Source organism: Maritimibacter alexandrii (genome assembly GCF_005871115.1).
Classification (GTDB): Bacteria; Pseudomonadota; Alphaproteobacteria; order Rhodobacterales; family Rhodobacteraceae; genus Maritimibacter; species Maritimibacter alkaliphilus.
On record NZ_SWKQ01000013.1, the window covers coordinates 652,444 to 672,801 of the forward strand.

At 65.4% G+C, this 20,358-nt stretch carries 24 protein-coding genes and 1 tRNA gene; 4 read left to right on the plus strand and 21 right to left on the minus strand.

From position 1 onward, the window contains the following. Positions 1-69 precede the first annotated feature (69 nt). The 3 genes from FCT00_RS15810 to FCT00_RS15820 are packed head-to-tail and all read right to left on the minus strand — an operon-like array spanning position 70 to position 3,153. Positions 70-1,107, minus strand: a complete 1,038-nt coding sequence (locus FCT00_RS15810; RefSeq protein WP_138423779.1) for an ABC transporter substrate-binding protein — start codon at positions 1,105-1,107, stop codon at positions 70-72. Next, positions 1,104-2,489, minus strand: a complete 1,386-nt coding sequence (locus FCT00_RS15815; protein WP_138423780.1) for a sensor histidine kinase — start codon at positions 2,487-2,489, stop codon at positions 1,104-1,106. The genes FCT00_RS15810 and FCT00_RS15815 overlap by 4 nt, the downstream gene beginning before the upstream one ends. After that, positions 2,482-3,153: a response regulator transcription factor gene (locus FCT00_RS15820; RefSeq protein WP_138423781.1), complete on the minus strand. Its 672-nt coding sequence runs from the start codon at positions 3,151-3,153 to the stop codon at positions 2,482-2,484. Before FCT00_RS15820 ends, FCT00_RS15815 begins: the two co-directional genes overlap by 8 nt. A 168-nt stretch (positions 3,154-3,321) precedes the next feature. On the opposite strand from FCT00_RS15820, the gene FCT00_RS15825 reads away from it, so the two are divergent. The 4 genes from FCT00_RS15825 (at position 3,322) to FCT00_RS15840 (ending at position 6,752) form a co-directional block, all read left to right on the plus strand. Then, positions 3,322-4,302, plus strand: coding sequence for a Bug family tripartite tricarboxylate transporter substrate binding protein (locus FCT00_RS15825; RefSeq protein WP_008331068.1), 981 nt, complete (start codon positions 3,322-3,324; stop codon positions 4,300-4,302). Positions 4,303-4,380: 78 nt separating this feature from the next. Continuing rightward, positions 4,381-4,812 (plus strand): tripartite tricarboxylate transporter TctB family protein, encoded by a 432-nt coding sequence (locus FCT00_RS15830; RefSeq protein WP_138423782.1) that lies wholly within the window; start codon positions 4,381-4,383, stop codon positions 4,810-4,812. 10 nt (positions 4,813-4,822) lie between these two features. Continuing rightward, entirely contained in the window at positions 4,823-6,355 is a 1,533-nt protein-coding gene (locus FCT00_RS15835) for a tripartite tricarboxylate transporter permease (RefSeq protein WP_138423783.1), read from the plus strand. Positions 6,356-6,678: 323 nt separating this feature from the next. After that, positions 6,679-6,752, plus strand: a tRNA-Gly gene (locus FCT00_RS15840). A gap of 73 nt (positions 6,753-6,825) precedes the next feature. Here FCT00_RS15840 and FCT00_RS15845 read toward each other — a convergent pair. The 18 genes from FCT00_RS15845 to ccoG form a co-directional block, all read right to left on the minus strand. Then, positions 6,826-7,047, minus strand: a complete 222-nt coding sequence (locus tag FCT00_RS15845; RefSeq protein ID WP_008331077.1) for a hypothetical protein — start codon at positions 7,045-7,047, stop codon at positions 6,826-6,828. A gap of 102 nt (positions 7,048-7,149) precedes the next feature. After that, positions 7,150-7,785 (minus strand): urease accessory protein UreG, encoded by a 636-nt coding sequence (ureG, locus tag FCT00_RS15850; RefSeq protein WP_138423784.1) that lies wholly within the window; start codon positions 7,783-7,785, stop codon positions 7,150-7,152. Further along, the gene (locus tag FCT00_RS15855) at positions 7,782-8,420 is read right to left on the minus strand and encodes an urease accessory protein UreF (RefSeq protein WP_008331079.1); all 639 of its coding nucleotides are present in this window, start codon (positions 8,418-8,420) and stop codon (positions 7,782-7,784) included. The genes ureG and FCT00_RS15855 overlap by 4 nt, the downstream gene beginning before the upstream one ends. Further along, on the minus strand, positions 8,410-8,910 hold the full coding sequence (locus tag FCT00_RS15860; protein WP_138423785.1) for an urease accessory protein UreE: 501 nt from the start codon (positions 8,908-8,910) through the stop codon (positions 8,410-8,412). The genes FCT00_RS15855 and FCT00_RS15860 overlap by 11 nt, the downstream gene beginning before the upstream one ends. Then, on the minus strand, positions 8,907-9,476 hold the full coding sequence (locus FCT00_RS15865) for a hypothetical protein (RefSeq protein WP_138423786.1): 570 nt from the start codon (positions 9,474-9,476) through the stop codon (positions 8,907-8,909). Before FCT00_RS15865 ends, FCT00_RS15860 begins: the two co-directional genes overlap by 4 nt. Next, positions 9,473-10,126, minus strand: a complete 654-nt coding sequence (locus tag FCT00_RS15870; RefSeq protein WP_212748022.1) for a hypothetical protein — start codon at positions 10,124-10,126, stop codon at positions 9,473-9,475. Before FCT00_RS15870 ends, FCT00_RS15865 begins: the two co-directional genes overlap by 4 nt. A 5-nt stretch (positions 10,127-10,131) precedes the next feature. After that, positions 10,132-10,737 carry a hypothetical protein gene (locus FCT00_RS15875; protein ID WP_138423788.1) on the minus strand — a complete coding sequence of 202 codons (606 nt, stop codon included), beginning with the start codon at positions 10,735-10,737 and terminating at the stop codon, positions 10,132-10,134. Further along, the gene (locus FCT00_RS15880) at positions 10,734-11,396 is read right to left on the minus strand and encodes a DUF6946 family protein (RefSeq protein WP_171043018.1); all 663 of its coding nucleotides are present in this window, start codon (positions 11,394-11,396) and stop codon (positions 10,734-10,736) included. The genes FCT00_RS15875 and FCT00_RS15880 overlap by 4 nt, the downstream gene beginning before the upstream one ends. Before the next feature lie 6 nt (positions 11,397-11,402). Beyond that, a complete protein-coding gene (gene ureC / locus FCT00_RS15885) occupies positions 11,403-13,121 on the minus strand; it encodes an urease subunit alpha (protein ID WP_138423790.1) in 1,719 nt (572 codons plus the stop codon). Positions 13,122-13,465: 344 nt separating this feature from the next. Beyond that, entirely contained in the window at positions 13,466-13,948 is a 483-nt protein-coding gene (locus FCT00_RS15890) for a GFA family protein (protein WP_138423791.1), read from the minus strand. Next, entirely contained in the window at positions 13,948-14,253 is a 306-nt protein-coding gene (locus tag FCT00_RS15895) for an urease subunit beta (RefSeq protein ID WP_138423792.1), read from the minus strand. The genes FCT00_RS15890 and FCT00_RS15895 overlap by 1 nt, the downstream gene beginning before the upstream one ends. Continuing rightward, the gene (locus FCT00_RS21505; RefSeq protein ID WP_171043019.1) at positions 14,250-14,426 is read right to left on the minus strand and encodes a hypothetical protein; all 177 of its coding nucleotides are present in this window, start codon (positions 14,424-14,426) and stop codon (positions 14,250-14,252) included. Before FCT00_RS21505 ends, FCT00_RS15895 begins: the two co-directional genes overlap by 4 nt. Positions 14,427-14,437: 11 nt before the next feature. Continuing rightward, entirely contained in the window at positions 14,438-14,740 is a 303-nt protein-coding gene (locus FCT00_RS15900) for an urease subunit gamma (RefSeq protein WP_008331104.1), read from the minus strand. A 1-nt stretch (position 14,741) separates the two neighbouring features. Further along, positions 14,742-15,578, minus strand: coding sequence for an urease accessory protein UreD (locus tag FCT00_RS15905; RefSeq protein ID WP_138423793.1), 837 nt, complete (start codon positions 15,576-15,578; stop codon positions 14,742-14,744). A 170-nt stretch (positions 15,579-15,748) separates the two neighbouring features. Further along, positions 15,749-15,910: a cbb3-type cytochrome oxidase assembly protein CcoS gene (gene ccoS, locus FCT00_RS15910; protein WP_008331113.1), complete on the minus strand. Its 162-nt coding sequence runs from the start codon at positions 15,908-15,910 to the stop codon at positions 15,749-15,751. After that, positions 15,907-18,105, minus strand: a complete 2,199-nt coding sequence (locus FCT00_RS15915) for a heavy metal translocating P-type ATPase (RefSeq protein ID WP_138423794.1) — start codon at positions 18,103-18,105, stop codon at positions 15,907-15,909. Before FCT00_RS15915 ends, ccoS begins: the two co-directional genes overlap by 4 nt. A gap of 3 nt (positions 18,106-18,108) precedes the next feature. After that, a complete protein-coding gene (locus FCT00_RS15920; RefSeq protein ID WP_328591399.1) occupies positions 18,109-18,603 on the minus strand; it encodes a FixH family protein in 495 nt (164 codons plus the stop codon). Continuing rightward, positions 18,600-20,036: a cytochrome c oxidase accessory protein CcoG gene (gene ccoG, locus FCT00_RS15925; protein ID WP_138423795.1), complete on the minus strand. Its 1,437-nt coding sequence runs from the start codon at positions 20,034-20,036 to the stop codon at positions 18,600-18,602. Before ccoG ends, FCT00_RS15920 begins: the two co-directional genes overlap by 4 nt. Positions 20,037-20,358: the final 322 nt, after the last annotated feature.

Sequence of the window (20,358 nt, forward strand, 5' to 3'; positions counted from 1 at the left end):
GGGAACGCTATCGCAATCACGGCGCGGTTTTGAACCCGTTTGTCGCCATCGCCCGCCCGGCGTCATGTGTCAGGGCACGGGTGCGGCGGAAAACGCGTCGGTCCAGCGTTCGAGGAATTGCCGCTCGGTGCTGCCGTCCAGGGCCACGAGGAGCGGCGGCGCGAGCGGGATGGACCGGCGCGCGCTTTGCACCGTGCGCAACTCGTCGGGGTCGGTCGCATACAGCAGGCCGACCGAGGCGAGCATGGCCTGCCCCCGCTCGGACAGAAGGAAGTCGAGGAATTGTTCGGCCGCCACGGGGTTCCGCGCCTTGGCGGGGATCATGTAGGCACGGGACAGAAAGAGGGTGTAGTCCTCTGGCAGGATCACACCCACGTTCGCGGGGGCCGCGTTGCGCACGTATGAGCCGAGGACGTTGTAGGCGAACAGGTATTCGCCGGTCGAAACGCCCTCGATGATCTCGGCCGAACAGCAGGTCGCGATCGCATCGGACCGTGCCAGACCTTCCAGCAGCGACCCGAAAGTGGTCGCTTCGAGACTGTCGATATAGGCGAACAGGTATCCCAGCCCGGATGCCTCGATGTCGTAGGTCGCGATGCGCGCCCGGAAGGTCACGGGATCGTCGCGCATGAGATCGAGCAGATCGAAACGCGATTGCGGAACATCCTCAGGCGCAATCCGGTCGGTGTTGTAGATCATGACCGCAGGTTCCTGCGTCACGCCCCAAACCTCGTCGCGCCAACGGCGCGTCGCGGGGAGGGCCCGCGTGCGGTCGGACACGAAGGGCCGGGCGCAGGCGCGGTTGACCAGCGAGACCATTAGGTGAACGGCGGACGAAAACACCGCGTCCGCCGGGGTCGTCTCGCCGTCGCAGGCGGACGACGCATCGGCGTGCAGGGGGTTCGAGCCCCATTGTTCATAAGTGATCGCAAGGTCCGGGTGGTCGGCTGCGAAGGCGGTCAGGGCGGGTTCCAGTATGGCGATGTCGGTCGTCGACCGGATGACGAACGGCGTCGCCCCGGTGCCGAACGTCGCCACGTCTTCCTGTGCGAATGCCGCCGTGGCCGAAACCGCGACCGCCAGCAGAGCTTGTATCAGGCGCGTCACGAAGCACCCCCTTTGACCATAGGAAGGGCGAAGCCGATCCGAAACCGCCCGTTCGCCTGCGACACGACGATCTCGCCGTCGAAAGCGTCGGTCACGGCGGTCACGATGGACAGGCCAAGCCCGCCGCTGTCCTCGCGCGAGGCGGCGGAGCGTTGAAACCGTTCGCCAGTGCGGGCGAGCAGACCGGGCGACATGCCCGGCCCCGCATCCTCGATCCACAGAACCGCGCGCCCCCTATCCTCGCTCACACCGATCCGCACGGGCGGCGCGCCATGTTTGAGCGCGTTGGTCAGCAGGTTCTTTCCGGCCTGAACCAGCGAAAACTCGTCGCCCAGAACCATGACCGGGTCTTCCCCGATCACCAGTTCCACCTCGACGTCAGGCGCCAGCACCTCGTGGTCGCGGGTCTCGACGATTTCCAGCGCGATCTGGCGCAGGTCGATCTTTTCGCGCGCGACCGAGTCGGTGCGATGGACGACCAGAGCGCGCGACAGCATCTGATCGAGAAGCATGCCCAAGGACCGCGTGCGCCGCGCGAGGCGTTCGAGGCGTTTGTCGCGTTCCCCCGGATCGCTTTCTTCGATTGCCGTCTCGGCCTGTGCGCGGATCGCGGCTACGGGCGTGCGAAGCTGGTGGGCCGTGTCCGAAATCAGCGACTGCATCGCCGTGAACTGCCGATCCAGACGCCCCATGAAGCGGTTCATGGCGGTGACGATGACGGCGATCTCGCGCGGAACGTCCTCGACCGAGACCGGCGTCAGGTCATACGGGTCGCGCCCCGCCATATCCTCGGCGATCCGGTCGAGCGGCCGGACCGCGCCGCGCACCACGATGACCGAGATCAGGATCAGCGCGGCCCCCGCGATGGCAATGGGAACGAGAGCATTCAGCATCAGGTCGATGGCAAGCGCCCGCCGCGCGATCATGGTCTGTCCCACGGTGACCCGGACGTTGCCCGAAAAGTCGCGCTCGGCGAAGCGGCGGACGACATCGACGAAGCGCGCGTCCTCGCCCTGCATCGACCCGTCGAAGAAGATCGCCTCGCGCAGCCGCTCGCGCGTCGGGTACGGCGTGTCACTCAGCCCCGTAATCAGCCCGTCGTCCGGTCCGCGCACGGCATAGGTCACGCGATCGTCCGGGGCCTGCGCCAGAAGTTCGAAGGCCGAGGTGGGCAGGTTCAGCGTCGGCGCCCCGTCCGCGATCCGAATGGACTCCGCGATGTCGTTCGCGGCACCCAGAAGCAGACGATCATAAGCCTCCCACGACGCGGATCGCCCGTTGAACCATGCCGACAGGGCCACGATCACGGCGCCGATGCCGAGGATCAGAACCACCCCGGTCAGAAGCCGGGCCAGAAGGCTGGGGGCCGAACCGTCAGCCACGGTCGACGATCCTGTAGCCGACACCGCGTTGCGTCTCGATCCCCACACTGCTGCCCGCAAGGCGCTTGCGCAACCTCGCGATATAAAGCTCGATGGCATTCAGCCCGACATCCGCATCGTCGAAGGCGAAAAGCCCATCGTAAAGCCGTTCCTTCGACAGGTATTGCTCGGGGAAACGGACGAGCAGTTCCAGCAACGCCGCCTCGCGCCGGGTCAGGGTCACTTTCTCGCCGTCGAGAGTCGCGCTCATCTGTGACGGCGAATAGCTGAGGGCCCCAAGCTGGATGGTGTCGCTTTTCTGCGCCGCCTCGCGCCGCACCAGCGCCCGTAGCCGCGCCTCCAGCTCGCGCTGATCAAAGGGTTTCACAAGATAGTCGTCGGCCCCGAGGTCGAGCGCATCGACCCGGTTGTCCACCGACACCAGCGCGGTCAGCATCAGGACCGGCGTCCGATCCCCGCCGGTGCGCAGACGGCGCAAAAGGTCGGTCCCGCTGCCGTCCGGCAGGTTGATGTCCAGCACCAGCGCGTCATACCGCTGGACCGCCAGATGATCCTCGGCCTCGGTCACGGTGGCCGCCAGATCGCAGGCGATTCCCACGCGCGCGAACCGGGCCGACACGGTTTCGGCCAGATCGGTCGCGTCTTCGACCATCAGAACGCGCATCTCGGGGGTCCTTTCGTGCCATGCGTCCGGCGCATGACAGGTTTGTGACAGGTTCAACCGTTACTGCCCAGTTAACCCGACGGGAGCGGTGCTGCAAAGCCGTGTCCCGGCCGGGGAGGAGACCGGCGTGCCGCTTGGGAGTGCGGGCGCCGAAATTGGAGGACACTCATGACCATCAAACTCACCCTCGCCGCCCTCATGCTGGGCGCATCCACCTTCGGCGCCGTCGCGCAGGACTTCACCCCCGAGAACCCGGAGTGCATCGCACCCGCCAACCCCGGCGGTGGCTGGGACTTCACCTGTCGTCAGGTGGGCAAGTCGCTTCAGGATCAGGGCCTGATCGAAAAGACCATGCAGGTCGTCAACCTCGCCGGCGGCGGCGGCGGCGTCGCCTTTGCCGAAGTCGTGAACAAGCGCAGCGATGACAACGACCTGATCGTCGCGGCATCGAGCGCGACCGCGACCCGTCTGGCGCAGGGGGCATTCCCCGGCAACACGATGGATCAGGTCCGCTGGCTCGCTTCGATCGGCGCGGATTACGGCGTGATCGCCGTGGCGGCCGACAGCGACGTGAACACGCTGCCCGAGCTTCTGGACATGGTGAAGAACGACCCGACCTCGGTGTCGGTCGCGGGCGGTTCGGCCGTGGGTGGCTGGGACCACCTCAAGGTGCTGATCGCGGCCAATGCCTATGGCATCGAAGACGTGCGGTCGGTGAAATACATCGCCTTCGACGGGGGCGGCGAGGCTGTCACGCAGCTTCTGGCCGGCTCCGTTCAGGCCTTCACCGGCGACATTTCGGAAGCCAAGGGGTTCGTCGATTCCGGTGACATCAAGGTCATCGCGGTTCTCTCGCCCGAGCGTCTGGAGGGCGAATTCGCCGACTTCCCGACCGCGAAGGAGCAAGGCATCGACGCGATCGGCGCGAACTGGCGCGGGTTCTACGCGCCGGGCGGCATGTCCGACGAAGCCTATGACACTTGGGTGTCGAAAATCGCCGATCTCTATGCCTCGGACGAGTGGAAAGAGATCATGGCGGCCAACGGCCTCGCCCCGCTCAGCCTGCAGGGTGCCGAGTTCCAGGAATTCGTCGCGAATTCGGTCCAGCAGATTCAGGACATCTCGAAGGAAATCGGGATCATCAAGTAACCCGACCACCACTCACGCACACCGGGGCGGCGGCCATGTCGCCGCCCTTTCCGCAATCTCTGCCGCAAGGAGAGCGCCATGAGCGATCGCATATTCGGTGCCGTCGGCCTGCTGTTGGCCATCGGCTTCGCCGTCGCCGCCTTGAACATCGAGGAAAGCTTCCTCTCGGACGCCGTCGGGCCGAGTGGCTTCCCCCTCATCGTCGCCGTCGTGCTGGGCCTGTCCAGCATCGTCATCGCGATCAAACCCGACGCCGCCCCGCATTGGCCCGGCCTCGGCCGCCTCGCCGAACTGCTCGCCGCCGTCGTGATGATGGTGCTGTATGCCGAGCTTCTGCCGGTCGTGGGCTTCGTCATCGCCACCGCCGTCGCAGCCGCCTACCTGAGCTGGCGGTTGGGGTCCGGCATTGTCGGTGCCGTCCTGACCGGAGTCGGTTCTTCCGTGGGGATTTACGTGATCTTCCACCTCATCTTCGGCCTGTCGCTCGCGCGCGGCCCGCTCGGCTTCTGAGGAGGCTCACGTGGAAACTTTCGCAAACCTCGCCGATGGTTTCGCCATCGCTTTGACGTGGAACAACCTGTGGCTCGCGCTGCTGGGCTGTTTCCTCGGCACCATCATGGGCGCGCTGCCCGGCCTTGGCCCGTCGAACGGCGTCGCCATCCTGATCCCGCTCGCCTTTACCATGGGTCTTGGCGCGACGCCGTCGCTGATCCTGCTCACCTCGGTCTACTACGGCGCGATGTATGGCGGGCGAATATCGTCGATCCTGCTCAACATTCCCGGCGATGAACCCGCCATGATGACCTGTCTCGACGGGCATCCGATGGCGAAAAAAGGGCTCGCGGGCGAGGCGCTGTCGCTCTCCGGCATCGCGTCCTTCGTCGGTGCGTTTCTTGCCACCTGGGGGCTCATCCTGCTGGCCCCGCAGCTCGTCAAGATCGCGCTTCTGTTCGGCCCTGCCGAGTATTTCGCGCTCTTCGCGCTCGCGTTCATGACGCTGGGCGGCGTGTCCTCGACCAATCAGGCGAAATCGGCCTTCGCCGCCGCGCTGGGTCTGGGTCTCGCCACGATCGGCGTCGACACGCAGACCGGCGTGCCCCGGTTCACCTTCGGCGAAGTGCACCTTTACGACGGCCTCGACTTCCTCGTCGCCATCGTCGGCCTGTTCGCCCTGTCCGAAGTGTTCATTTTCCTCGAAGAGCGCCACGGCAACTCCGAAGCGGACGCCAAAAAGCTGACCATCGGTCGGCTCTATCCGCCGGTTTCGATGATTAAACAGACGACGCCGACCATGCTGCGCACCTCGGTGCTGGGCTTCATCGCGGGCGTTCTGCCCGGTGCGGGGGCCTCGCTCGGCTCGTTCATCAGCTATTCGTTCGAAAAGCGGCTGGTGGACAAGGAAGGCACCTTCGGCACGGGCGACCCCCGTGGCGTGGCCGCGCCCGAGGCGGGCAACAACGCCGCCGCCGGGGGCGCACTGGTGCCGATGCTGGCGCTGGGTGTGCCGGGGTCCGGCACCACGGCGGTTCTGCTGGCCGTGCTCCTGTCACTGAACATCACGCCCGGCCCGCTGCTGTTCACGCAGAACCCGGATGTGGTCTGGGGCCTGATCGCGGCGCTGTTCATCGCGAACTTCATGCTGCTGGCGCTGAATATCCCGATGGTGGGTCTGTTCACCCGCGTCCTGCTGATCCCGCCCCGTATCCTGATGCCGATCGTCGCGATGGTCAGCTTTGTCGGGATCTACGGCATCTCGGGCTCGTCCTTCGACCTGCTGGTGATGATCGGCTTCGGCGTCATGGGCTGGGTGCTTCGCAAGTTCGACGTGCCGCTGGTGCCGATCATCCTTGGCACGCTTCTGGGCAACGCGATGGAGAACAACCTGCGCCGCGCGATCACCATCGACAACGGCAACTGGTGGACCCTGATCGACAGCCCGCTGACGATCATCCTGTGGTCCATCGCCATCGTCGGCTTCATCCTGCCCGTCATCGTCGGGCGACGCGTGAAAGCCAAGATGCGCCGCGACGAAGAAGGCGCGCTTCAGGACTGACAAGATCGAGGGCGGCATTCAGGTGCCGCCCTTTTCCCATCCATGCCGGGCGCGGCGCGGGGCTTTTCGGTTGGGTCGGGACAATGATGCCTGACTGCTTCTTCCCGAGTGCGTCGAGCAGTCTTTCGTGGCATGCGTGGGGCGCCCTCATCGCCCACCGCTTCAGACGAACTGAGCGGAATGCCGGCCAATATTCTTGACGTAGAGATAGGCCGCGGCGCTACGTCGGCATGTTTCCCGGAATCATCAGTGGAAAGCCCTCAGGCCAGCACCGTCTCGATCTTGACCCCGGAAATACGATGCCATAGGTACGCAGTCACCGAGCGGGCGTTGTGTAATGGTAAGACCTCAGCCTTCCAAGCTGATGATACGGGTTCGATTCCCGTCGCCCGCTCCACCGATCCGCAAGTCTCCAGACACAAAAAAGCCGGGCACCCGGCCCGGCGATTTCGTCACGCTCTGATGATCGATCAGAGGTAGTAGGTGTCCGCGAAAACGTGGCGGACGATGCCGTCTCGAGTCAGGCCGCGTTCGGCGAGCTCGGCGTCCGACAGCGACTCGAACGCGGCGATTTCGGCTTGGCGCGAGCGGGCTTCGACATAGGCGGCACCGAAGGATTTCAGACCGTTCAGGACACGGGCGAAAACCGGGTGCGAAGCGGCGAAGTCGGAGTTGGTTGCGGTATAGGCCATCTTGGGAACCTCAGATCAGATTGTGTTGCTCAGGGTTTCCCCCCTTGCCGATCTAATTAGGTCACACAGGCTGCCACGAACACCGACAATGCGGCAATGCCGCTATGCAGCATTTGCAGAGCCGGCCGGGTCGAGGCTCAATCCCCCAATATTTACAATGTGTTCCACGATGTCGGATAAGCCCTCACCGTGCCGCAATGCAGAAAAAACGAAGGGTTTCCCGGCCCGCATCCGGGTCGCGTCACGCTTCATGACCCCCAGATCGGCCCCGACATAGGGGGCCAGATCGCGCTTGTTGATGACCAGAAGGTCGCTGCGCGTGATCGCGGGGCCGCCTTTGCGCGGGATCTCCTCCCCCGCCGCCACGTCGATGACGTAAAGCGTGATGTCGGCCAGTTCCGGGCTGAAGGTGGCCGACAGGTTGTCGCCACCGCTTTCGATCAGGATCAGGTCCAGATCGGGGTGGCGCGCGGTCAGGTCGGCCACGGCGGCGAGGTTGATCGATGCATCCTCCCGGATCGCCGTATGCGGGCAGCCGCCGGTCTCGACCCCGACGACGCGGTCGGCGGGCAGGATCTGCATCCGCATCAGCGCCTCGGCGTCCTCCTGCGTGTAGATGTCGTTGGTGATGACCGCCATCGAACAGCGGTCTTTCAGCGCCTTGGCCAGTTCGGCGGTCAGGGTGGTCTTGCCGGCCCCCACGGGGCCACCGATGCCTACTCTCAGGGGTCCATTCATGTGCGGAAAATCCTCGAGCGTTGGGTTTCGTGTTTCATCGCCGCGATATCGGACAGGAACGAGGACGAGGCGATATGCGTCAACTCCCCGTCCGCCGCTTCCCGCGCGGTCTCCTCGCAGATCGGTGACAGCGTGCGGATCACGCGCTGCGCCTCGGTCTGGCCGATCGGGCCAAGCCGCTGCGCCGCCGAGACGAGGTTCGAGACGAAAGCCTGAAGGTAAAGCGTGAGCGACAGCTCCAGCGGCAGCCCCTCGATCGCCACCGCACGACCCAGCGCCACCGGATAGGTCAGGCCGGCGAGGTCGGCGTCCCACACATGGCCCACGACGTCGCAGAACGCCCGCCCCTGCGCCTCGGCCTCGAGCAGCCGTTCGCGGCACGGCGCGAAGGCCCGCGCCGCCCGGTCCACCTCGGCCAGCGGCACCCGGGCGTGATAGGCGGCGGCCACGAAATGCGCGTCGGCATGGGCCGAGCCGAGCGTCAGCAGGTCGGTGAGCCACGTTTCCAGATCGGCGGAGGTCTTGATCCACCCCGCCTCGAACGCGGCCTCCAACCCATGCGAATAGGTAAAAGCCCCCACCGGAAAGGCGGGCGAAAGCCATTGGGTCAGCGTGAGAACCGCGTCAGTGCGCATGGCCGTGATCTCCGTGGTCGTGGTCGTGGCCTTCGGGGCCGTGGGTATGCGAATGGTCGTGCCCGTGGGTGCGACCGTGACCATAGGCTCCGCCTTCGGGGGTGAAGGGTGCAACCACTTCGCGCACCGAAGCCCCCAGCCGCGTCAGCATGTCCCGCATGACGTGGTCGCGTTGGATGAAAATTGCGGCAGATGCCAATTGTGCAGGCGTATGGCGATTGCCTATGTGCCAGGCGAGCCGCACCATGTCGTCGCCCGTCACCTCATAAAGGTCTTCCTCCGCCGGAACGACGCCCACGCTGCGCCCGTCCTCCAGCACGAAGGCGTCATGCACCCCGACGCTCGTGGTCTGGGCCAGATCGACGAGGAACCGCTCGCCCGTCTCGGTGGTCAGAACCCTGCGCCGCAGGAACCGCTCGTCATAGGTCAGCACCACCCGCGTGTCGGGATGGTGGAGGTGTTTCACGGCTCGGGCGGCAGGCAGGTTCATCTCAACCCCATAACGGTGTCGTAACGGTAATCGGTCTTGGCCCCGTCCGGTGCGATGCTCTCGGCAAGGTAGGACAGGCCGTATTCTGGCAGGTAGTGATAGATCTCGCGCTCCTGCCCGTAAGACAACGCGACCGGGATCATCGCGAAGGCGCAGGTGCCGATGGTCAGGACGGATGCTGGCCCGAAGGTATAAGTCTCGGTCGACTTGAACCGGTCGGTGCCGTCGAACCCTTCGACCGTCAGGGTCAGGGCGCCATCGGGAAACGGTTCCGGCAGGTTGTCGAGCGCGGTCGGATAAGTATATCGCGTCTCGTTCTCGGCCTTTCCGTCGACCAGATCAAAGATCCGGGTCAGGTACATGCCCTTGGCCAGCACGGCGCGCACCGTCGGCTTTGTCTCGCTTTCGACCGTGGATTCGACCGAGCCGTCGGCATAGCGAACGAAGGTCTCGACATCCCCGGTCGAGGCCGAAAACCGGACGCCGTTCCCGGCCATGTCCGAAGGGCGCGGGCAATAGGCCAGCGCGGGGCCGGCGAGCAGGGTCAATGCAAGGAACAGCCTCATCGCGCCCGCACCCCCGTGATCCCGTAGGTGCGCTGCACGCCCGAGGCCAGTTCCGTCCACTGGGTCTGAACCGCCATGTCGAGATCGATGAAATAGACATAGCGGTCGAGGAAGGCCGTGGGCCCATCCCGGTGCTCGGCGGTGATGCCCATCACGCGGTAGTCGCAACCACTCACCCGCGCGCTCTTTTCTTCGAGGAAGGTGTAAGTGACCTGCCAGCGCGTGCGCCCCCGCTGATCGTCCAGACCATTGGACGAGGACGACACCTCCGTCACGGTCCGCGTCGCTCGGGTGAGCGGGTCGAGCCGGGGCCGCGCACCGCTCATCCGCCAGTCCGACGACCACGTCGTGTTGAAGTCGAGCGGCGCCTGACCCGTCAGGGCGACCGCCGTGGTCGACCCGCTTTCCCGGATCGGAAACGGCCCGTCGCGCAGGATGTCGGTGTAGCGATCCACCGCGAACCCGTCCGTCGTGTCCGGGTCGAAACGGCGCGTGAATTGATAGCGCGTCCCCTGCCCCGTGCGCGTCACGGTGGTCGGCCCGGTGGCCTGACGGGTCACGACGATCCCCCGGTCGAGGTTCGCGGCCGTCAGGCACGCCGCCGCACCCGGCCCCGCGAGCACCGCGACACCGGCGGCAAGGATCGCCACGCCCCTCATTTCGTCACCATCTTGGTGATGCCGTAGCGGGCGGTGCGTCCAGTCTGGTTGTCTGTGTATTGCGTCAGCAGGCCATACCCCAGTTCAGGGAAATAGGCGTAACGGTCGGTCCAGTCGCGCCCTTCGCCCTGAAACCGCGCCGTCACGCCCATGACCGCGTAGGTGCAGCCCGACAGCGTGGCCTGCCGCATTTCTTCGAACACGTAGCGCACGTTGTAGCGGTAGTTCTCCTTGAACGCGCCCGACTGATCGCTCCCGGTCGCCTTGACGTTGAGAGTCGAGGTCCAGACCCGCCCCGACTGCGGCTTGGGCGGATTGCCCCCGAAGCTGTATTTCGAGGTCTGCTCGAACCACGCCCCGATCACGTTCTCGGGCGCATCCGAGAAATGGCCCTGCACCGGAAAGATGCCATAGCGAGCGACCACCGCATCACCCCGGCCATAGTTCACCTGCACATACTGCCCGTTCGGTTGCGCGGACCCCTGCCCCTTGATCTCGCGGGTAAACGCGATGCCTCGAGAAAGGTCACCGGGCGCGACACAAGCGGCATTGGCGGAAAGCGGGAGGGCGGCGGCGAGGGCGGCAAAGACAAGGCGTTTCATGGGGCAATTCCTTCTGTGAGCAATGGGCAGCTGGCCCATCCTAGCAGAAGCGTTTTACCATTCGGCAAGACCCTGTTCAGGGCGGCGCTGGGTGCAGGTGCATCGCCGAAGAGCGCCGCAAAAGCCGCGAAGTCTTCGTACCAGCGACGTTCGGGCGAGAAGCTTTGGACGACCATCGCGGCACGATCCGCGTGGAAGCGTGCGGCTGTCACCAGCGCCGATGCGGTCCGGTGGAAGAGCTGATAGCGCAGGCCGGGGTCGAGCGCCGCCGGGTCCAGCCCCAACAGATCGCAGATAGCGGCCAACCGCGCCTTCTTCCCCGTGCTCGCATCGACCAGCCACTCGCCCAGCGTCGGCCCGAAGCTTTCGTCGCGTTTGGCCTCGACCATCACCGGGATCAGGCCGTTTTCGTCCCGAACCAGCGCGAAGACGTCGTTCTGACTGTCGGCCCCACCGCCCGGCAGAGCCACCTTGTATTCCGGGATCGCCAGCAAAAGTTTCGCCCCCGGAAGCATCGCCGCGATTTCCAGTGGTAGCCCCTTCGCACCCTCCCACGCGAACGCCGTCTCCATTGCGCTCCGCCCCGGCTTCCAGTGAAGGTCGGGTTGGGCGAGAAAGGCTTTCCAGTCTTCAGGAGAGGTGGTGGGGCGCAAGATCATGGATCGTCAGAACAGGAAATACCGCTGCGCCATAGGCAACTCGCTTGCCGGCTCGCAGGTCAGCAATTCGCCGTTCGCCCGCACCTCGTAAGTCTCGGGATGCACTTCGATCTCCGGCGTCGCGTCGTTCAGAACCAGATCCTTCTTCCCGATCCCCCGCGTGTTCTTCACGCCGACCGTGTTCTTCATCAGCCCCAGCGTCTTGGCGATGGAGTTGTCGTGGGCGCAGGCGCTGACGAAGGTTACGGCCGAGTTCTCGACCGCCCGCCCCATCGCGCCGAACATGGGCCGGGAATAGACCGGCTGCGGCGTTGGGATCGAGGCATTGGGGTCGCCCATCTGGGCCATCGCGATCATGCCGCCGATCAGCACCATCTCGGGCTTCACCCCGAACATGGCCGTGTTCCACAGCACGAGGTCCGCGCGCTTGCCCACTTCGATCGACCCGATCTCATGGCTCATCCCATGCGCGATGGCCGGGTTCATCGTGTATTTCGCGATGTAGCGGCGGACGCGGAAGTTGTCGTTGTCGCCGGTTTCCTCGGCCAGACGCCCGCGCTGCTTCTTCATTTTGTCGGCGGTCTGCCACGTGCGGATCAGTACCTCGCCCACCCGGCCCATCGCCTGACTGTCGGACGCGATAATGCTGAATGCGCCCATGTCGTGCAGGATGTCCTCCGCCGCGATGGTTTCGCGCCGAATGCGGGATTCCGCGAACGCCACATCCTCGGGGATCGATTTGTCGAGGTGGTGACAGACCATGAGCATGTCGAGATGCTCTTCCAGCGTGTTCACCGTGAAGGGCCGCGTCGGATTGGTGGACGAGGGCAGCACGAAATCCTCGCCGCAGATCTTGATGATGTCGGGCGCATGACCGCCGCCCGCGCCTTCGGTGTGGAAGGCGTGGATCGTCCGGCCTTTCATCGCGGCCACGGTGTTCTCGACAAACCCGGACTCGTTCAGCGTGTCGGTGTGGATCATCACTTGCACGTCGAGGTCATCGGCCACGCTCAGGCAGCAGTCGATGGCCCCCGGCGTCGTCCCCCAGTCCTCGTGCAGCTTCAGCGAACACGCGCCCGCCATCACCTGCTCTTCCAAGGCGGCGGGGAGCGAGGCGTTGCCCTTGCCCGCGAACCCGATGTTCATCGGCACGCGATCGACCGCCTGAAGCATCCGCGCGATGTTCCACGGCCCCGGCGTGCAGGTGGTGGCCAGCGTGCCATGCGCCGGCCCCGTGCCGCCGCCCAGCATCGTGGTCAGCCCGGAATGCAGCGCATCCTCGATCTGCTGCGGACAGATGAAATGGATATGGCTGTCGAAGCCCCCCGCGGTCAGGATCTTGCCCTCGCCCGCAATCGCCTCGGTCCCCGGGCCGACGATGATGTTCACCCCGTCCTGCGTGTCGGGGTTGCCTGCCTTGCCGATGGCCGCAATGCGCCCGTCCTTCAGTCCCACGTCGGCCTTGTAGATGCCGGTGTAGTCCACGATCAGAGCGTTCGTGATGACGCAATCGACGGCCCCGTCGGCGCGCGGAGACTGGCTCTGCCCCATCCCGTCGCGGATCACCTTGCCGCCGCCGAATTTCACCTGATCGCCATACCCGCCGGTCGCGGTCAGGTCGCGCTCGACCTCGATGATAAGGTCCGTGTCCGCCAGCCGCACCCTGTCGCCAGTGGTCGGGCCGAACATCGCGGCATAGTCGGATCGTTTGATGGTTGCTGGCATTTTCTAGGCGCCCTTTTCGTCTGTGCATTGGCGCGGATATCGGTGCGCCAGAATTCGGTGCATTGGGGAATTTCGTTCCATGTGAACCTTAGGAGGCTCATGCGCTGGATGGTCCGGCGCGCAAATGAAGGAGCTTCCTATGAATGGGAACCTCGTAACAGCTATCGAGCTAACGGCCCTTTGCTTGTTGTTAGTGGTGACCGTACTCAGACAGTTCTGACCCCACCGGATCGCTTGCGATCCGGTTTGCGCCCGCCCCGCCCCCAGGGCGGGCGCAAGCGCCTCCCCTCGGGCCGGGCGCAAACCTCTGTTCTGCGCGGGACCGATATGCCGGACAGACAACGTCATTCCACCCACACCCCGTTCGCCCGATGCCATTCTTCCAGCGACAGGTCCGGGTAGCCGTCGAAGCTGCGGTCACCCTTTCCGATCTCGGCCTCGACCCAGTCGGGCTTGTCCGCCAGCCAGATGTGCGCGATCGCCGAAGGCACCGGCAGCTTGGTGTCGATGACGCTCGCCAGCGGATGCACGAGGTCCGGCCAGCGTTCGTCGAAAAGCCAAAGCTGGCTCCCGCAGGTTTTGCAGAAAAACCGTTCGCCATGCGACGCACGCCCGCTGTCATGGACGGCGTGATAGCTTCCCAGCCCTTCCCAGTTGTCGCAACTCAGACTGTCTGCGATTGCCCCGATGTTGACGGCAAAGCCCCCGCCCCCGGCCGAGTGCCGGCAGATCGAGCAATAGCACCGCTGGTAGGGGACGGGCGTGCGGTTCTGAACGGTGAAGTTCACCGCCCCGCATTGGCACGACCCTTCCAGCGACATCGGCATCACAGCGCCCCCATGACCTTTTGATTGAAGCCATAGATCTTGCGTGCGCCCCCGATGGGGATAAGGTTCACCTCACGCGATTGCCCCGGCTCGAACCGCACCGCCGTTCCGGGCGCGATGTCGAGGCGCAGGCCCCGCGCCGCCTCCCGGTCGAAATCGAGCGCCGGGTTCGTCTCGTAGAAATGATAATGACTGCCGACCTGAACCGGACGGTCGCCGGTGTTGGCGACCATCAGGGACGTGATCGGCGCGCCCTCGTTCAGGACGAGCTCACCGGGGGCCGCCATGACCTCGCCGGGGATCATTTCCGGGCCTTCGCCGCTTTGATGACCGCGACCGCCGACAGGCTGACCCCGATGACAAAGGCGATGCCCGCGATCAGGACCCCGTCCTTTTCATGCAGATGCAGCACCGCACCGTGACCGGGATGGGCCAACGCCGGGGCGGTGGTGGCGAGCAGGGCAACGAGATAACGCATATGGGTTCTCCTTAGCGAATGGGGTTGTGAACGGTGACGAGCTTGGTGCCGTCGGGAAACGTGGCTTCGACCTGAACTTCGTGGATCATCTCCGGCACGCCCTCCATGCATTGATCGCGCGTGATGACAGCCGCGCCCGCCTGCATCATCTCGGCCACCGAACGCCCGTCGCGCGCGCCCTCGACCACCGTGTCGGTGATGAGCGCGATGGCCTCGGGATGGTTCAGCTTCACCCCGCGCTCCAGCCGTTTGCGGGCGACGATGGCGGCCATGGCGACCAACAGTTTGTCTTTTTCTCTCGGGGTCAGGTTCATGTCACAGCATCCAGGGTCTTGGGATTTCATCGTCGTTGAGCAGGCGGATCGCGGGGACCAGCGCGCGGCGCAGCGCAAAGCCGTCCGCCGCCACGATCCGGCAGGTCAGAAGGTCGGGGGATTGCAGGCTCACACCCCCGGTTTCGGGCATCAGGCGGCGCATTGGCTCCAGCCACGCCTCGGCATCGGCGCCCACGTAAACAAGCGCGGCCATCGCCCGCGCGCCGTTCAGGGTCGAGGCCGTCGACATCTGCGCATCGACATCCCCGGTCAGCGCCACACCGTCGAGATAGACCGCCTGCCCGCCGACCCGGATCGCCACCCGGTCGCGGAACCGGCCATCGTAGATGCGCTCGCCCATCGCGACGCGGCCAAGGATGATCGGCTCGACCATCAGGAACCGGGCGCCGGGGTCCAGATCGACCGTCAGACTGCGCTCGAAATTCATATGCTCGAAGAGGATGGTTTCCTGCGGCAGCCAATTGAGCCGCGCATCACGCGCCACGCTCAGATGGGTCTCGATCCGCCCCGCTGTCTCGCCGCGTGCCGCATAGGCCCGTTCGGCGGCCTGCGTCGTCACGGTCAGGGTCGTGCCCGGCCCGGCGGCGGCTTCGATGAAGAACCTGTCGCCCCCGGTGACGCCGCCTGCCGTGTTGATCAGCATGGTGTCGAGCGCGGTGGTGTCGGTGCGCGGAAACAGCGCCTTCATCGACCCGGCCATCGCCAGTCCGTCGATCACCGACCGTCCGTCGCGCAGCTTTGAACTCACCTGCACCCGCCCGCGCGCGCGGGGCTGGCTTGCCTCGTGCTCCAACGTCGCCCCCGGCTGGTGGGTCATGATTCCTCCGGCTGTCCGGGGATCATCTGAGCGCGGGCGGCGGGCGTTGTCAGGTCGGGGGCCGGTTCAGTCGTGAGATTCGGCAGACGCGCCGCAGGCCGCGCGCAAAAAATGCGCTGTCCGCCTAATAATTGTGCGATATTGAATCTCGTGGATTGCGCGCGGCGGCCTCAATCCTCGGGCGGCGCGTCGTCGTAGATGCCCGACAGGATGCGCTGCGCATCGCCCGCCGGGTCGTCGTATTGGCGTGACCGCATCGTCCACAGGAAAAAGACGAGGCCCAGAAGACCCAGAAAGATCGAAGTCGGGATGAGGAACACGAGTACGTTCATTTGCCCACTTTCAGCCGAAGCGCGTTGAGCGTGACCATAATGGATGAGGCCGACATCGCCAAGGCCGCCGCCAGAGGCGTGGCGAAGCCAAGCAGCGCCACGGGAATGGCGATGGCGTTGTAAGTCGCTGCGATTCCGAAGTTTTCCTTGATCCGCCGCGTCGCCTTGCGCGAGGTCAGCAGCGCGTCGCCAAGGGGGGCGAGGCTCTTGCCCAACAGCACGATATCCGACACGACCCGCGCCGCCTCCAGCGCCGAGGCCGGGCTGATCGAGACATGCGCGGCGGCCAGTGCGGCGGTGTCGTTGAGCCCGTCACCGACCATCAGAACCCGCTTGCCCGACGCCGCGAGCGCCTCGACCTCGGCCACCTTACCGTCCGGCAACATGCCCGCGCGGAAATCGTCGATGCCCAGCCGAAACGCCACGTCGCGCACAGCCTCCTCGGCATCGCCGGAGATCAGCGTCACGCCGCAGCCCGCCGCCTTCAGCGCCGTCACGGCCTCTTTCGCGCCGTCGCGCAACGCGTCGGTGAAGGTGAACGCCACCGCAGGCCGCTTGCCGATTTTGAGGTAGGTCGCGGTGCGCCCAAGCACATGCGCCCCCACCCATTCGGCGCGGCCCAGCCGAACCTGCTGCCCGTTCCAAAGCGCCTCGATCCCGTGGCCCGGAACTTCGCGCACGTCGGTCAGTGGCGCAGGCACCAGCCCCTCGCCCCGCGCCGCGAACGCGATGGCTTGGGCCAGCGGATGCGCCGAGCCCTGCGCCAGACCCAGCGCCACGACCAGATCGGCTTCGGCGTGGTCGCCAAGGTTTTCAAGCTTCGGCGCACCCTCGGTCAGCGTCCCGGTCTTGTCGAAGACGACGTGATCCACGTCCGCCAGCCGCTCCATCGCCGTTGCGGATTTGAGGAGCATCCCCTTCTTGAAGAGCCGCCCACTCGCCGCCGTCGTCACCGCAGGCACGGCAAGGCCCAGCGCGCAGGGACAGGTGATGATGAGCACGGCGACCGCGATGTTCAGCGCAAGGCGCACATCGCCGCCCGTGATGACCAGCCAGCCCACAAAGGCGGCGAGCGCCAACAGATGCACAACTGGTGCATAGATCGCGGCGGCCTTGTCGGCCAGCCCGGTGTATTTGTTGCGCGCGGTTTCCGCGATGGCCACCAGATCGGCCATGCGGTGCAGCGCCGTGTCCTTGCCCGCCGCCGCAACGCGCAGCGTGAGCGGCCCGGTCAGGTTCACCTCGCCCGCGTTCAGCATGTCGCCGGGGCCGGCGAAGACCGGGAGCGACTCGCCGGTCAGGAACGACCGGTCCACCTCGCTCTCACCCGTCTCGACCATGCCGTCCACAGGCACCCGGTTGCCCGGCGTGACCCGCACGACGTCACCGATGGCGAGGTCCGCGACGCTCACCACCTCTTCGCCGTCACCCACGATCAAGTGCGCGCGCGGGACTTCGAGCGCGGCGAGTTCTTCCGCCGCCGACCGCGCCACCGCGCGAGTGCGATGGTCGAGGTAACGGCCCGCGAGCAGGAAGAAGGTCAGCGACAACGCCGCGTCGAAATAGGCGTGCTCGCCCGAATGCATCGTCTCGTAAACCGACATGCCCGCCGCCAGCAGAATGGCGAGCGAGATCGGCACATCCATGTTGAGCCGCTTCACCCGAAGCGCGCTCCACGCGCTCGTGAAAAACGGCTGGGCCGAGAACGCCACGATGGGCAGCGCGATCCCCGCGCTGACCCAGTGGAACAGATCGCGCGTCGCGTCGGAGGCACCGGACCACACAGCAACCGACAGGAGCATCACGTTCATCATGCCGAAGAACGCCACGCCCAGCCGCATCAGAAGCTCGCGCGAGCGTTTGTCGGTCTCGGTCGCCATCAGCGCGCCTGCGTCGAGTTCATAGGCTTCGAACCCGATGCCGGTCAGGTAATCCGCGAGCGTCTCCGGCTCGACATCCTGATCGACCTCCACCGTCGCCCGCTTGAGCGTCAGGTTCACCCGCGCCGAACGCACGCCGGGCTGCGTGGCCAGCCCCTTTTCCACCCCCACGATGCAGGCCGCGCAATAGACCTGCGGCAACGACAGCATGATGCGCTTGGCCTCCCCCCCATCGCCCGCATAGCCCTTGCCAGCCGTGCTTTCGGCAAGCGCGGCGGCATCACAGGCAGGACAGGCGGAAACAGGGGCGGCCATGGGTCAGTTCTTCGGAATGTAGAGTTCGATGAGTTGGCGGAACGGCGTGCCGTCGTCGGCCACGGCTTCGAGCCGCAGTTCCCATTTGCCGAAATCGAGCGCGCCGACCTCGGCCACGTAGGTGCCGTTCATGGTGCGCTTGAAGGTCAGCGTCTGGTCGTCGGCCACATGGGTCGCGCGGCCAAGAATGCCGCCCGCGTCGCGCACCATGACCGGCAGGCCGGTCGCCTGATCGGTGATCATCAACATCAGGGTTTCGCCCGACAGGGTCGGCGCCACGTCCCAGCCCAGCGCCTCTTGCGCGGCGCGGTCGGTGTCGAACTTCTGACTCGCGACGTAGGAGTTGCGCGTCTCGAGCCCCGGAAAGGTGCCGACGGCCTTGACCGCCATGAACACGTTCACCCCGATGATGATGGCGAAGGCGCCGACGAAGATGGCAAGCACATGCCAGCCGGTGAGTTTCTTGCCCGTGTCGGGGGCGTCATAGGTCATGCTCATTGCCCTCTCCCGTTAAAGACGGTGTCGTGGGACGCGCGGTCGCCCGACACGCCGTCGATCACCCAGATGCGAATTTCGGTCCGGTCGTCGCGCGCGACCTCGCTGCCAGCGGGGGCCGTGACGTAAAGCCGGGTCTTGCCTTCCGTGTCCGGGTCGACCACGAGCATCGTCTCGACCGATCCTTCCACGTTTACCGTGAACGGGCTGTCCACGCCCAGCGAGAAGTAGAACGGGCGGCTTTCCCCGTGCTTGTTGCGGATGCCCACCTCGTAGGTGTTGCGCACCGAGCCGTCGGACAGGGTCACGAAGGTCGGGTTGCGCACCGGATGCACGGTGATCTGAAGGTCGGGCCGGATGAACAGCGCGACGGTCAGCGCAACGCCGACGGCGGCCCAAAGCGCCGTGTACATGATCGTGCGCGGGCGCAGGATGTGCTTCATGATCGGGCGCTTGTGGCCGCCAGCCCGTTCGTGGGTTTCGTCCTTCAGCGCCATGTAGTCGATCAGACCGCGCGGCTTGCCGACCTTGTCCATCATCTCGTTACAGGCGTCGATGCAGAGCGCGCAGGTGATGCACTCAAGCTGCTGACCGTCGCGGATGTCAATGCCCATCGGGCACACGTTCACGCAGGCCATGCAGTCGATGCAATCGCCCAGCTTCTCGGCCTCCGGCCCCTTGCGGTGCTTGCCGCGCGGCTCGCCCCGCCAGTCGCGGTAGGCGACGACAAGCGTATCCTCGTCGATCATCGCGGCCTGAATGCGCGGCCACGGGCAGGCGTAGATGCAGATCTGCTCACGCGCGATCCCGCCGAAGAAGAAGGTGGTGAAGGTCAGGATACCCATGGTGGAATAGGCCACCGGATGCGCGTTCAGGGTCACGAGGTCGCGTGCCAGCGTCGGCGCATCGACGAAGTAGAACACCCACGCGCCGCCGGTCGCGAGGCCGATGAGCAGCCAGACGAACCATTTCGACAGGCGCAGCCGCCACTTTTTCAGGTCCCACTTGGATTTCCACAGACGCACCCGCGCGTTGCGGTCGCCCTCAATCCAGCGTTCGGTCAGGATGAACAGGTCGGTCCAGACCGTCTGCGGGCAGGCATAGCCGCACCAGACCCGGCCCAACGCCGAGGTGAACAGGAAAAGGCCCAGCCCCGCCATGATAAGCAGGCCTGCGATGAAGTAGAATTCATGCGGCCAGATTTCGATCCAGAAGAAAAAGAACCGCCGCCCGGCAAGGTCCACGAGAACCGCCTGATCCGGCAGGTTCGGCCCCCGGTCCCAGCGAATCCACGGCGTCAGGTAGTAAACACCAAGGGTCAGCGCCATGATCCACCATTTGAGCGCACGGAAATGACCGCGCACCCGGCGCGGGAACACGGGTTCGCGCGCTGCATAGAGTTTCTGCGGTGCCTCGGGGGTGTCACTGGTCGACATGGGAATCCGATCCTGGGTTTCGCGTTTGTCCGGTTCTAGGGTCTCAGGCCCCGCCCGAGCCTTGACTTGGATCAACATACCGCGCCGCACCGCGCCAGTTGACGCAACGTAACCTTACTTTGTAGCGTATGTTTTATGGCCCCGCAAAAACAGGGGTTTCAAGGCCGTGCGACGGCTTGGCGCAGGGTGCGATGGCATGTCGCACCGGGTGCTGCCCCGTCGCGCCGCTTCCCGCATCGCCCCGAATATGTGATACCGAAGCTACCGGCCTCGGAGATGCGAACAGGTTCTTGGCCGGTTTGTCCCTAAGACGGTTACGGCG